The sequence below is a fragment of the Mycobacterium simiae genome, assembly GCF_010727605.1.
Taxonomy (GTDB): Bacteria; Actinomycetota; Actinomycetes; order Mycobacteriales; family Mycobacteriaceae; genus Mycobacterium; species Mycobacterium simiae.
Window position 1 is genome coordinate 4,208,664 of sequence record NZ_AP022568.1, and the last position, 13,233, is coordinate 4,221,896.

A 13,233-nucleotide genomic window follows, 5' to 3' on the forward strand; every position below is an offset into this window, starting at 1 on the left:
TGCCCTCGCAGCGATCACCAAGATCGCAAAAAACTGGGGGTTGACGACTCGGCCAGATCAGTATTAAGCTGGCAGGGTTGCCCCGAAGAGGGCGAAAACAAGCAAGAGTGTTGTTTGAGAACTCAATAGTGTGTTTGGTGTTTTTGTTTGTTGTTGTTTTTTTGACCATACTTTTAACACTCCCCGTGTGTAGGTATGGTCGTTTTTGATGCCAGTATTTGGTGTCTTTTTGTTAGGTCAGATTATCTCTGATTTGAATCCCCCTCGTTGATCGAGGAGATTTTGTTTGGAGAGTTTGATCCTGGCTCAGGACGAACGCTGGCGGCGTGCTTAACACATGCAAGTCGAACGGAAAGGCCCCTTCGGGGGTACTCGAGTGGCGAACGGGTGAGTAACACGTGGGTAATCTGCCCTGCACTTCGGGATAAGCCTGGGAAACTGGGTCTAATACCGGATAGGACCACTTGGCGCATGCCTTGTGGTGGAAAGCTTTTGCGGTGTGGGATGGGCCCGCGGCCTATCAGCTTGTTGGTGGGGTGACGGCCTACCAAGGCGACGACGGGTAGCCGGCCTGAGAGGGTGTCCGGCCACACTGGGACTGAGATACGGCCCAGACTCCTACGGGAGGCAGCAGTGGGGAATATTGCACAATGGGCGCAAGCCTGATGCAGCGACGCCGCGTGGGGGATGACGGCCTTCGGGTTGTAAACCTCTTTCAGCAGGGACGAAGCGCAAGTGACGGTACCTGCAGAAGAAGCACCGGCCAACTACGTGCCAGCAGCCGCGGTAATACGTAGGGTGCGAGCGTTGTCCGGAATTACTGGGCGTAAAGAGCTCGTAGGTGGTTTGTCGCGTTGTTCGTGAAAACCGGGGGCTTAACCCTCGGCGTGCGGGCGATACGGGCAGACTGGAGTACTGCAGGGGAGACTGGAATTCCTGGTGTAGCGGTGGAATGCGCAGATATCAGGAGGAACACCGGTGGCGAAGGCGGGTCTCTGGGCAGTAACTGACGCTGAGGAGCGAAAGCGTGGGGAGCGAACAGGATTAGATACCCTGGTAGTCCACGCCGTAAACGGTGGGTACTAGGTGTGGGTTTCCTTCCTTGGAATCCGTGCCGTAGCTAACGCATTAAGTACCCCGCCTGGGGAGTACGGCCGCAAGGCTAAAACTCAAAGGAATTGACGGGGGCCCGCACAAGCGGCGGAGCATGTGGATTAATTCGATGCAACGCGAAGAACCTTACCTGGGTTTGACATGCACAGGACGCCGGCAGAGATGTCGGTTCCCTTGTGGCCTGTGTGCAGGTGGTGCATGGCTGTCGTCAGCTCGTGTCGTGAGATGTTGGGTTAAGTCCCGCAACGAGCGCAACCCTTGTCTCATGTTGCCAGCGGGTAATGCCGGGGACTCGTGAGAGACTGCCGGGGTCAACTCGGAGGAAGGTGGGGATGACGTCAAGTCATCATGCCCCTTATGTCCAGGGCTTCACACATGCTACAATGGCCGGTACAAAGGGCTGCGATGCCGCAAGGTTAAGCGAATCCTTTTAAAGCCGGTCTCAGTTCGGATCGGGGTCTGCAACTCGACCCCGTGAAGTCGGAGTCGCTAGTAATCGCAGATCAGCAACGCTGCGGTGAATACGTTCCCGGGCCTTGTACACACCGCCCGTCACGTCATGAAAGTCGGTAACACCCGAAGCCAGTGGCCTAACCTTTTGGAGGGAGCTGTCGAAGGTGGGATCGGCGATTGGGACGAAGTCGTAACAAGGTAGCCGTACCGGAAGGTGCGGCTGGATCACCTCCTTTCTAAGGAGCACCACGAGAAACACTCCAATTGGTGGGGTGTGAGCCGTGAGGGGTTCTCGTCTGTAGTGGACGAGGGCCGGGTGCACAACAACAGGCAATCGCCAGACACACTATTGGGCCCTGAGACAACACTCGGCCGACTTCGGTTGAAGTGGTGTCCCTCCATCTTGGTGGTGGGGTGTGGTGTTTGAGTATTGGATAGTGGTTGCGAGCATCTAAATGAACGCGTCGCCGGCAACGGTTACGTGTTCGTTTTGTGTAATTTTTTCTTTTGGTTTTTGTGTTCGTAAGTGTTTAAGGGCACATGGTGGATGCCTTGGCATCGAGAGCCGATGAAGGACGTGGGAGGCTGCGATATGCCTCGGGGAGCTGTCAACCGAGCGTTGATCCGAGGATTTCCGAATGGGGAAACCCAGCACGAGTTATGTCGTGTTACCCGTATCTGAATATATAGGGTACGGGAGGGAACGCGGGGAAGTGAAACATCTCAGTACCCGTAGGAAGAGAAAACAAAAGTGATTCCGCTAGTAGTGGCGAGCGAACGTGGAACATGGCTAAACCGCACGCATGCGATACCGGGTAGGGGTTGTGTGTGCGGGGTTGTGGGAATGATACGTCTCAGTTCTACCTGGCTGAGGGACAGTCAAAAAGTGTCGTGATTAGCGGAAGTGGCCTGGGATGGTCTGCCGCAGACGGTGAGAGCCCGGTACGCGAAAATCCGACACCTGTCTTGTATCACCTCCCGAGTAGCAGCGGGCTCGTGGAATCTGCTGTGAATCTGCCGGGACCACCCGGTAAGCCTAAATACTTCTCGATGACCGATAGCGGATTAGTACCGTGAGGGAATGGTGAAAAGTACCCCGGGAGGGGAGTGAAATAGTACCTGAAACCGTGTGCCTACAATCCGTCAGAGCCTCCTTGTGGGGTGATGGCGTGCCTTTTGAAGAATGAGCCTGCGAGTCAGGGACATGTCGCAAGGTTAACCCGTGTGGGGTAGCCGCAGCGAAAGCGAGTCTGAATAGGGCGCTTGAGTGGCATGTTCTGGACCCGAAGCGGAGTGATCTACCCATGGCCAGGGTGAAGCGCGGGTAAGACCGCGTGGAGGCCCGAACCCACTTAGGTTGAAGACTGAGGGGATGAGCTGTGGGTAGGGGTGAAAGGCCAATCAAACTCCGTGATAGCTGGTTCTCCCCGAAATGCATTTAGGTGCAGCGTTACGTGTTTCACCACGGAGGTAGAGCTACTGGATGGCCGATGGGCCCTACTAGGTTACTGACGTCAGCCAAACTCCGAATGCCGTGGTGTATAGCGTGGCAGTGAGACGGCGGGGGATAAGCTCCGTGCGTCGAGAGGGAAACAGCCCAGATCGCCGACTAAGGCCCCTAAGCGTGTGCTAAGTGGAAAAGGATGTGCAGTCGCAGAGACAACCAGGAGGTTGGCTTAGAAGCAGCCACCCTTGAAAGAGTGCGTAATAGCTCACTGGTCAAGTGATTGTGCGCCGATAATGTAGCGGGGCTCAAGCACACCGCCGAAGTCGCGGCAACCGCAAGGTTGGGTAGGGGAGCGTCCCCCATGCAGCGAAGCTGTCGGGTAACCGATGGTGGAGTTTGGGGGAGTGAGAATGCAGGCATGAGTAGCGATAAGGCAAGTGAGAACCTTGCCCGCCGAAAGACCAAGGGTTCCTGGGCCAGGCCAGTCCGCCCAGGGTGAGTCGGGACCTAAGGCGAGGCCGACAGGCGTAGTCGATGGACAACGGGTTGATATTCCCGTACCCGTGTATGAGCGTCCCTGACGAATCCATTCTGCTAACCACCCAAATGGCGGTCTATCAATCCCTTCGGGGTGCGAAGATCGCCGGCTGCGTGGGACCCGGGTGGGTAGTAGTCAAGCAATGGGGTGACGCAGGAAGGTAGCCGTACCAGTCAGTGGTAATACTGGGGCAAGCCTGTAGGGAGAGCGATAGGCAAATCCGTCGCTCATGTTCCTGAGAGGTGATGCATAGCCGATTGAGGCGAATTCGGTGATCCTCAGCTGCCAAGAAAAGCCTCTAGCGAGCGCATACATGGCCCGTACCCCAAACCAACACAGGTGGTCAGGTAGAGAATACCAAGGCGTACGAGATAACTATGGTTAAGGAACTCGGCAAAATGCCCCCGTAACTTCGGGAGAAGGGGGGCCGGCTTACCGTGAACAGCCTTGCGCTGGGAGCGGGAACCGGCCGCAGAAACCAGTGGGAAGCGACTGTTTACTAAAAACACAGGTCCGTGCGAAGTCGCAAGACGATGTATACGGACTGACGCCTGCCCGGTGCTGGAAGGTTAAGAGGACCCGTTAACTCGTAAGGGTGAAGCGGAGAATTTAAGCCCCAGTAAACGGCGGTGGTAACTATAACCATCCTAAGGTAGCGAAATTCCTTGTCGGGTAAGTTCCGACCTGCACGAATGGCGTAACGACTTCCCAACTGTCTCAACCATAGACTCGGCGAAATTGCACTACGAGTAAAGATGCTCGTTACGCGCGGCAGGACGAAAAGACCCCGGGACCTTCACTACAACTTGGTATTGGTGTTCGGTACTGTTTGTGTAGGATAGGTGGGAGACTGTGAAGCTCGGACGCCAGTTCGAGTGGAGTCGTTGTTGAAATACCACTCTGACCGTATTGGACACCTAACTTCGAACCCTTATCGGGTTCAGGGACAGTGCCTGGCGGGTAGTTTAACTGGGGCGGTTGCCTCCTAAAATGTAACGGAGGCGCCCAAAGGTTCCCTCAACCTGGACGGCAATCAGGTGTTGAGTGTAAATGCACAAGGGAGCTTGACTGCGAGACCTACAAGTCAAGCAGGGACGAAAGTCGGGATTAGTGATCCGGCACCCCCGAGTGGAAGGGGTGTCGCTCAACGGATAAAAGGTACCCCGGGGATAACAGGCTGATCTTCCCCAAGAGTCCATATCGACGGGATGGTTTGGCACCTCGATGTCGGCTCGTCGCATCCTGGGGCTGGAGCAGGTCCCAAGGGTTGGGCTGTTCGCCCATTAAAGCGGCACGCGAGCTGGGTTTAGAACGTCGTGAGACAGTTCGGTCTCTATCCGCCGCGCGCGTCAGAAACTTGAGGAAACCTGTCCCTAGTACGAGAGGACCGGGACGGACGAACCTCTAGTGCACCAGTTGTCCCACCAGGGGCACCGCTGGATAGCTACGTTCGGACAGGATAACCGCTGAAAGCATCTAAGCGGGAAACCTTCTCCAAGATCAGGTTTCTCACCCTTTTAGAGGGATAAGGCCCCCCGCAGACCACGGGATTGATAGGCCAGACCTGGAAGCTCAGCAATGAGTGCAGGGAACTGGCACTAACCGGCCGAAAACTTACCAACACAAATCGCAACCACTATCGTCCGCGACTTATTGTCGCGCCGAATGCCACACCCCCCACCAGAACAACTAATAAAATAGTGTTCCGTAATAGAGTTACGGCGGCCACAGCGACAGGGAAACGCCCGGTCCCATTCCGAACCCGGAAGCTAAGCCTGTCAGCGCCAATGATACTGCCCTTTGGGTGGAAAAGTAGGACACCGCCGAACATACACAAAAACACCCCCTGCAAAGGGGGTGTTTTTGCATTCTCTGCTAATCGAAAAGGGTCAAATCCTGGCGCTGTTTTTCTAATTCCAGCAGCGTCCGCTTTCGGCCGAGGCCGCCGCCAAAGCCGGTCAGGCTTCCATTTGCCCCGATCACCCGATGGCACGGCACGACGATGGCGATCGGGTTGTGGCCGTTGGCCAATCCGACCGCGCGTGCGGCACCGGGCGCACCTATCTGCGCGGCGATCTCACCGTAGGAGCGGGTTTCCCCGTACGGGATGGTGAGCAGTGCCTGCCACACGCGACGTTGAAATTCGGTCCCGCGCAGATCGAGTTCCACGTCGAAATGCGTCAATTCGCCGGCGAAATAGGCCATGAGTTGGTCGGCGGCCTTCTCGAACGCTTTCGGGTCCGGTGACCAATCGGCACGGCTGGGTTCGTAGGTTTGATCGACCATTCGCAGGTTGGTCAAGACGTCGTCGTACCCGGCCAGGGTCAGCAGTCCGATCGGGCTGTCGATGGTGCGGTACTGGATCATGCGACCTCCTGTGGCGGCCAATCGTTTACCGGATGCTCGAGCGTGGTCCACAAGTGCTGGGTGGCATACGAGCGCCAGGGCCGCCAATGTGCGCTGTACTCCATCAGTTTCCGCTGATTCGTCGGCACGCCCAACCCTTGGGCGGCGAGTTGCAGGCCGAGATCACTGGCGGGGAAGGCGTCCGGGTCACCGAGGCCACGCATCGCGATCACCTCGGCGGTCCAGGCGCCGATGCCCGGCAGGGCCAGCAATTGGCAACGCGCCCTGCTCCAATCGCTCCCGGCGTCCAGCACCACGCTGCCGTCGAGGAGCCCCTCGATCAGCGCGCTCATCGTCCGTTGCCGCGCCTTGGGCACCGCCAAATGGACAGGATCGATCTCGGCCAACTGCTCGATGGACGGAAAGGTATGCGTCAGAGCGCCTTCCGGATCCGCGACGGGCTCCCCGTACGCCCGCACCAATCGACCGACGTGGGTGCGCGCGGCCTTCGTCGACACCTGCTGACCCAGGACCGCGCGCACGGCCAGCTCGGTCTCGTCGACCGTGCGGGGAATGCGCTGCCCGGGGGCCTTGGCCACGACGGGGGCGAGCAGCTGGTCGCGGCTGAGCGCGTCGACGACAGCTTCGGGGTCGGCGTCAAGATCGAGCAGGCGCCGACAACGCGCAATCGCGGTGGTGAGATCGCGAAAGTCGTCGAGTACCAGAACGCAGCGCACGTGGTCGACCGCGGGTGTCAGTGCGACCACCGCATTGCCGGCGGGAAGCCGCAGGCTGCGCCGGTACGCACCGTCGCGGACCTCCTCGCACCCGGGTGCGGCGCCGGCCGCCAGGTGGCCGAAGAGTCCCTCGTAGGCGAACGGAGTGCGCACCGGCAGCCGAAGGCACACGGTCCCAGGCGAAGTCCGGGCCGATCCGGGCCGGGCGGCCGCGCGACGGCGCAACTCGGACGGCGTGCTTTCGAACACGAGGCGCACGGTGTCGTTGAATTGCCGAATGCTGGAAAAGCCGGCGGCGAAGGCGACATCACCGAACGGCAGGTCGGTGGTCTCGATCAGCAGCCGGGCCGTCTGGCTTCGTTGAGCCCGCGCCAGCGCGAGCGGCCCCGCGCCGACCTCGGCCTGCAACAGGCGCTCTAGCTGGCGGGTGGTGTATCCGAGGTGGGCGGCCAACCCGCCGACGCCGTCGCGGTCCACCGTGCCGTCGGCAATGAGCCGCATCGCCCGTGCGACGACGTCGCCGCGCACATTCCATTCAGGCGAACCTGGCGACGCGTCGGGGCGGCACCGTTTGCACGCGCGGAAGCCGGCGCGCTGAGCGGCCGCCGCGGTCGGGTAAAACCGTACGTTCCTGGCGAATGGCGGGTGCACCGGGCAGCTGGGCCGGCAGTAAATCCGGGTAGTCAGCACGGCGGTGACGAACCAGCCGTCGAACCGGGCGTCCTTGGCTTGGACCGCTCGGTAGCACCGTTCGAAGTCGTCGTGCACGTCTCCACAGTTACACCTGAGCGGCGACAAAACTAGCGGAAAAGCGACATGATCGTGGCCAATCGGTGGCGTTCGCGACCCGCCCCCCGGCAGGAGCGCGTATGGCCGCACCGAGACTGTCGCCATCGACGACTTCTCCGACGCCGTGCTGAGGCGCGCCGGGCGCGGGGTCGCATGGTCGGCGTACTGCTTAGGGCGTTCGCGCCCACTCGCCTCGGTCTCGCACGGACATGGCGGAAGCCACGAAGTCGCGCGCGGCCCGCGACAGTGGTCGGCTCGAATCCCAGATCAACCCGATATCGCGGTAGGCGTCGGAGTCGGCCAGGCGCACCACGCTGACTCCGGGGGCATACTCGCTGCCATCGATCGGTGTCAGGCTGACGCCCAGTCCCGCGGCGACCAGCCCGGCGGTAGTGGTCAGGTTCGGTGATTCCAGGGCGATACGCGGCTGGAATTGCGCTGCTGCACAAAGCTCGTCAAGCAGCTGTCGCATGCCGAATCCCGGGTGCATGCTGACGAACGGCTCGTCGGCAAGCTCCGTCATGGACACCGCCGACACGTTCGCCAACCGGTGACCACGCGGGACCGCGATGCCGAGACGTTGACGAAAAAGGCTGCGCCAGGCCAGAGTTGGCTGGTGCGGGCGCGGAGACACCACCCCCACGTCGAGCGCACCGTCCAGGACGCGATCGCTCATCAGTTCCGCAGCGCCCTCCTCGAGCAGGAACGTCACGCGCGGCGAGATCTCCGCGAACCCCGCGATCAAGCGCGGCACGACGATCGACCCGAATGACCCCAAAAAGCCCAGTCGAATCTCACCGGCGGCAGGGTTGTTCATGTCCTCGATTTCGCGGCGGGCCGAGTCGAGCTCCAGTTGGGCGCGGCGCGCATGCTCGTAAAAGATGCGGCCATAGGTACTCAGCGACAGTCGGCGGCCGCGACGGTCGAACAACTCCACCCCGAGCCGACGTTCCAGGCGCGCTAGCATCCGGGTCAGGGTGGGCTGGGCGATGTGTAGCTGCTGGGCGGCCGCGGTCACGTGCTGCAGCTCGGCGAGTGTGAGGAACCACTCGTAATCCCCATCGGCCACGCCTGCCACCTCTACTTATGTGATCCTTGCATCATACTGGCGGCAACAATTCATTTCCGAATCACCCTGTGCGCGCGGACGATTGTCGCTGCGCCAGTGCTCGCCGCGCCTCCCACCGCTCACCAGCTCGGCAGCCGGGGGTACCGGCGAGTGACCGCGGCACTGTGCTGTGCCGGCGTAGCGAGTTTCGCGGCGATGTATTGCACGCAGGCACTTCTTCCCGCGCTGTCGTCGTACTACCACATCAGCCCTGCCACCTCGGCGCTGACCATCTCGCTCACCACCGGAATGCTGGCGGTGTCGATCGTTCCGGCCAGCGTGCTTTCCGAGCGCTATGGCCGCGTCCGGGTAATGGTGATCTCCGGCATCGCAGCGAGTGTGCTCGGTTTGCTGCTGCCGTTCAGTCCGACGCTCGGCGTGCTGCTCGTGGGACGAGCGTTGCAAGGAGTTGCGCTGGCCGGGATTCCCGCCGTCGCCATGGCTTTTCTGGCCGAAGAGGTGCACGCCTGCGCGCTGGGATCGGCGATGGGGCGCTACATCGCCGGCGCGACCGTCGGTGGCTGCTTGGGCCGGATCATCCCGGCCACGGTTCTGGGAGTGAGCAATTGGCGCATCGCGTTGTTGGTGTGCTCGGCCGCGACGCTGGTCGCCACCCTCGTCTTCGCACTGCTGGTGCCCCGGTCCCAATTCTTCACGCCGAAGACGGTGAGCATCGGCGCGACCGCGCGGAGTATTCTCGCGCATCTGCGAAAGCCCGTGCTGCTCAAGCTCTTCGCCCTGGGGTTCATGCTGATGGGCGGATTCGTCACCGTCTACAACTATCTCGGTTACCGGCTGGCCGCCGCGCCGTTCGGGTTGGCGCCGTCGGCCGTGGGGTTGTTGTTTTTGCTGTACCTGGTGGGCACCGGGACCTCGGTGATGGCCGGTCGGCTCGCCGACCGGCGCGGGCGAATGCTGGTGCTGGGCGCGTCGTTGCCCGTCACCGGGGCGGGTTTGCTGATGACGCTGCCAGCAAAGCTGCCCGTAATCGTGCTGGGCGCCGGCGTTTTCGCCGGCGGGTTCTTCGCGGCCTACACCGTGGCCAGCGGCTGGGTAGGGGCGGTGGCCGAGCGCGACCGAGCCGAGGCCTCCGCGCTGTATCTGTTCAGCTATTACCTTGGTGGCTCGGCGGCCGGTGCGTTCGGTGGGTTGGCCTACGGTGCGGGCGGCTGGCCGGACACGGTGTGCTTTGTCGCCATACTGCTGGTTCTGGCCGTGCTGATCGTGGTGTCCCTAGTGCGCGCAACCGCATCCGGGACCGGGCCGGCCAGGTCGTTGGCCGAGTACCCGGCCAGCTGAGTCAAGGTCGCTGTGCGCCAGGCAGCAGTCCTTCTTCCGGGGCGCCGATTGAGCGACGCCGGGCGGCCGCGCGCCGCCGAGTCGAGTCAAGACCCGAGAAGCTTGGGGCAATCGCCCCAGGCGGTGCTCCGTGCGCGGTGACCGTTGGGTAGGCGCCACGCGCGAACCTCAACGATGCTCGGCATCGCCGACCGGTGCGGCCAGCCGGGTCGGGCGGTCGTGCCCGCGCAGCGTGACGGTCTCGCCCAAAGACCAACGGGCACGCTCACTTTCGCTGGCGCCCCGGATGGTGTCCTCGGTCGTCAGCAAGCGCCCCGCGTGTGACTTCGCCAGTTCGCACAGCCGGGCCGCCTCGTTGACCGGTCCCCCGATCACCGTGTACTCGAACCGTTCCTTGGCGCCGACGTTGCCCGCGACGACCTCGCCGGCGGCCACGCCGATGCCGGCGTCAAGCTCCGGCATTTCGCGGGCCAGCCGTTTACAGATGGACCGGCCCGCGGCCAGCGCGTCGTCCTCTGGGGTATCGAGGTGGTTCGGGGCGCCGAAGATGGCCAGCGATGCGTCGCCTTCGAACTTGTTGACCAACCCGTGGTGTCGGTCGACCTCTTCGACGACGATCGCAAAGAACCGATTGAGCACCTGCACAACTTCAGTCGGCGGCCGGCTGGTGACCAATTGCGTGGAACCGACGATGTCGATGAACACGACCGCGACGTGGCGTTCTTCGCCGCCCAGCTTGGGACGCTCGCGCTCGGCGGCCAGGGCGACTTCACGCCCGACGTGCCGGCCGAAAAGGTCGCGCACGCGTTCGCGCTCCCGCAGGCCGTCGACCATCGCGTTGAAGCCGCGCTGTAGCTCGCCCAACTCGGTGCCGTCGAACACCACCAGGTCGCCGCGTAGGTCACCCTGCTCGACGCGTTTGAGGGCCGCCCGCACCACCCGCACCGGGGTCGCCGTCAGCCAGGACAGGATCCACATCAGCACGAAGCCGAAGATCAGCGTCACGCAGGATACGATCAGCACGGCCACGCTGAGTTGGGTCTCGGTCAGATTGCCCAGCACCAAAGCGAAGAACGCGATCATCGCGATGCCGAACACCGGCACACCCGAACCCAGTAGCCAGACCGTCAGAGTACGGCCCATGATGCCCGGCGCCAGCCGTCGTGGGGCCCGCCCTGCCTCGAGGGCTTGGGCAGCCACCGGCCGCAACGCAAACTCGGTGAACAGGTAGCACGCGGTGGCCACCAGGATGCCGCAGATGCTCACCGAGAAACCCACGATCGGAATGAACAGCGTATTGACCAGCCCGTAGAGGGTTGTCAACAACGCCGTTCCCACTCCCCAGAGCACCAGCACCCCGACCGCGAGCCAGAACGGCACCAGGAAGGTGTTGCGTTCGTCGTCCAGGGTGGGTTCGCGCTCTTCGATCGCCCACCGCAACGCCTTGGTGGTCCGGTGCGTGATCCAGTAGGTGCCGAGCGCCAGCGCGATCCCGATGTACGCCGGCGACACGGCAAACGTGATCCACGCCGGCGCGTCGCTGAAGACACTGGGCGAGGGCAGCGCGACGGCCAGCAGCAGCACCGCGACGCCGATGCCGATCACGTTCGTCGCGAGGATGAAGACGGTGAGGATGATCTGGATCCGTACCCGGCGGCGGGCTTGGCTCTCGGTGACCCGTCCCAGCAAAAACGAGCCGTACGCCGGCGTCTCTGGCAGCCGGCCGCTCTGACGAGTCAACGCCTCGAGCACCCGGCCCAAGCGCTGCGCAAAGGTCTTGTTGGACGACGTCCTGGTTTTGGCAGACGTCGTCTTTGTGGCCGACGTCCTCGTTTTCGCCGACATGGTGGCGTCAGCCTAATTTGTCGGCCACGCTCTAAGGTGAGTCGGGTGCGTTTAGTGATCGCTCAGTGCACCGTCGACTACGTTGGCCGCCTGACCGCGCATCTGCCGTCGGCACGCAGGTTGCTGCTTTTCAAGGCCGACGGATCGGTCAGCGTTCATGCCGACGACCGTGCCTATAAGCCGCTGAACTGGATGAGCCCGCCCTGCTGGCTGACCGAGGAACTCAGTGGCGAGACGCCGGTGTGGGTGGTGGAGAACAAGGCGGGCGAACAACTGCGCATCGCGGTCGAGGAGATCGAGCACGACTCCAGCCACGAACTCGGCGTCGACCCAGGGCTGGTCAAGGACGGCGTCGAGGCGCACCTGCAAGCGTTACTTGCCGAGCATGTCCACTTGCTGGGTGAGGGTTACACGCTGGTACGGCGCGAGTACATGACCGCGATCGGTCCCGTAGATCTCTTGTGCCGCGACGAATTGGGTAATTCGGTCGCGGTCGAGATCAAGCGACGCGGCGAAATCGACGGCGTGGAGCAACTCACCCGCTACCTCGAACTGCTGAATCGGGACAGCGTTCTGGCTCCGGTCAAGGGGGTCTTTGCGGCGCAGCAGATTAAACCGCAGGCGCGAACTTTAGCCACCGACCGCGGGATACGTTGTCTGACATTGGATTACGACAAGATGCGGGGGATGGACAACGACGAGTACCGGCTGTTCTGAGCTGCCCGATTAGACTTGTCGCATGGCTCGGCGTCGCACACAGCCCCGCCGGCAGCAACCGCCCACGCTGTCGCCGCTGCTCCATCGGCTCGAGATTGGGCCCGACGGCCACGAGTACGAAGTGCGCCCGGTAGCCGCGGCGCGTGCCGTCAAAACCTATCGCTGTCCCGGATGTGACCACGAAATCCGTTCCCACACTGCGCATTTGGTGGTGTGGCTGGCGGATTCGGCGGGGGGTGCAGCGCAAACCAGGGAAGCCGACCGTCGGCACTGGCATACGCCATGCTGGACGAACCGGACGAACCGGAGCCCGACCAGAAAGTGGTCGTGAATGTGGTGAGCGCTAGCGGGCCGGCTCGACCAGCTCCATCAGCACCCCGCCGGCGTCCTTGGGGTGGATGAAGTTGATCCGAGAGTTCGCTGTGCCGCGCCGCGGCGCCGCGTAGACCAGCCGAACGCCCTTTTCCCGCAGCTGCTCGCAGAGGGCGTCCAGATCGCTAACCCGCACGGCCATCTGCTGGATGCCGGGGCCCCGCTTGTCCAGGAACTTCGCGATCGCCGAGGAATCGTCGATCGGCGCCATCAACTGGATTTGCGCGGTGCCCGGTTCACCGTCCTGCACGGCGATCATGGCTTCGCGGATTCCCTGGTCCTCGTTGATTTCCTCGTGCACGAGAACCATGCCCAGGGTGTCGTGGTACCAGGCGATGGCCGCATCGAGGTCGGCGACTGCGATGCCGACGTGATCGACCGCGGTCACGAGCGAGGTGGCCAGGATCTGACGGGCGTCAACTTGATCGGTCGTCATCACATAACGGTAACCTGGCGGCAAAGATCGCGC

The 13,233-nt window shown here is 62.2% G+C and carries 8 protein-coding genes and 3 rRNA genes; 6 read left to right on the forward strand and 5 right to left on the reverse strand.

The window, feature by feature from the left end; genetic code table 11:
- Window positions 1–283 precede the first annotated feature (283 nt).
- The 3 genes from G6N33_RS19750 (at window position 284) to rrf (ending at window position 5,380) form a co-directional block, all read left to right on the forward strand.
- Window positions 284–1,802 (forward strand): 16S ribosomal RNA (locus G6N33_RS19750).
- Window positions 1,803–2,086: 284 nt separating this feature from the next.
- A 23S ribosomal RNA gene (locus tag G6N33_RS19755) occupies window positions 2,087–5,173 on the forward strand.
- A gap of 95 nt (window positions 5,174–5,268) precedes the next feature.
- A 5S ribosomal RNA gene (rrf, locus tag G6N33_RS19760) occupies window positions 5,269–5,380 on the forward strand.
- The 16S, 23S and 5S rRNA genes sit together here, the layout of an rRNA operon.
- Before the next feature lie 46 nt (window positions 5,381–5,426).
- On the opposite strand, the gene G6N33_RS19765 is transcribed toward rrf, so the two are convergent.
- From G6N33_RS19765 to G6N33_RS19775, 3 genes are all read right to left on the reverse strand, one after another.
- Window positions 5,427–5,918 carry a methylated-DNA--[protein]-cysteine S-methyltransferase gene (locus G6N33_RS19765; protein ID WP_044507341.1) on the reverse strand — a complete coding sequence of 164 codons (492 nt, stop codon included), beginning with the start codon at window positions 5,916–5,918 and terminating at the stop codon, window positions 5,427–5,429.
- Complete coding sequence (locus tag G6N33_RS19770) at window positions 5,915–7,402, reverse strand: DNA-3-methyladenine glycosylase 2 family protein (RefSeq protein ID WP_044507340.1); 1,488 nt, start codon at window positions 7,400–7,402, stop codon at window positions 5,915–5,917. The genes G6N33_RS19765 and G6N33_RS19770 overlap by 4 nt, the downstream gene beginning before the upstream one ends.
- 190 nt (window positions 7,403–7,592) lie before the next feature.
- On the reverse strand, window positions 7,593–8,492 hold the full coding sequence (locus tag G6N33_RS19775; RefSeq protein WP_044507337.1) for a LysR family transcriptional regulator: 900 nt from the start codon (window positions 8,490–8,492) through the stop codon (window positions 7,593–7,595).
- A gap of 66 nt (window positions 8,493–8,558) precedes the next feature.
- On the opposite strand from G6N33_RS19775, the gene G6N33_RS19780 reads away from it, so the two are divergent.
- Window positions 8,559–9,830, forward strand: a complete 1,272-nt coding sequence (locus G6N33_RS19780) for an MFS transporter (protein WP_044512157.1) — start codon at window positions 8,559–8,561, stop codon at window positions 9,828–9,830.
- 168 nt (window positions 9,831–9,998) lie between these two features.
- On the opposite strand, the gene G6N33_RS19785 is transcribed toward G6N33_RS19780, so the two are convergent.
- Complete coding sequence (locus G6N33_RS19785) at window positions 9,999–11,675, reverse strand: adenylate/guanylate cyclase domain-containing protein (protein ID WP_044507336.1); 1,677 nt, start codon at window positions 11,673–11,675, stop codon at window positions 9,999–10,001.
- Window positions 11,676–11,720: 45 nt separating this feature from the next.
- On the opposite strand from G6N33_RS19785, the gene nucS reads away from it, so the two are divergent.
- Together nucS and G6N33_RS27535 are read left to right on the forward strand one after the other, a co-directional pair.
- Window positions 11,721–12,392, forward strand: coding sequence for an endonuclease NucS (gene nucS, locus G6N33_RS19790; protein WP_044507333.1), 672 nt, complete (start codon window positions 11,721–11,723; stop codon window positions 12,390–12,392).
- Between the two features lie 22 nt (window positions 12,393–12,414).
- Window positions 12,415–12,723, forward strand: coding sequence for a hypothetical protein (locus tag G6N33_RS27535; RefSeq protein WP_081662034.1), 309 nt, complete (start codon window positions 12,415–12,417; stop codon window positions 12,721–12,723).
- A 12-nt stretch (window positions 12,724–12,735) separates the two neighbouring features.
- Here the strand turns inward: G6N33_RS27535 and mce are convergent, their stop codons facing one another.
- Window positions 12,736–13,203 carry a methylmalonyl-CoA epimerase gene (mce, locus tag G6N33_RS19800; protein WP_101528547.1) on the reverse strand — a complete coding sequence of 156 codons (468 nt, stop codon included), beginning with the start codon at window positions 13,201–13,203 and terminating at the stop codon, window positions 12,736–12,738.
- Between the last annotated feature and the right edge of the window lie 30 nt (window positions 13,204–13,233).

Coding starts and splice junctions, on each gene's coding strand:
- G6N33_RS19785 (WP_044507336.1), bottom strand. CDS start 11,675: ATGTCGGCGAAAACGAGGACGTCGGCCACAAAGACGACGTCTGCCAAA.
- G6N33_RS19765 (WP_044507341.1), bottom strand. CDS start 5,918: ATGATCCAGTACCGCACCATCGACAGCCCGATCGGACTGCTGACCCTG.
- G6N33_RS27535 (WP_081662034.1), top strand. CDS start 12,415: ATGGCTCGGCGTCGCACACAGCCCCGCCGGCAGCAACCGCCCACGCTG.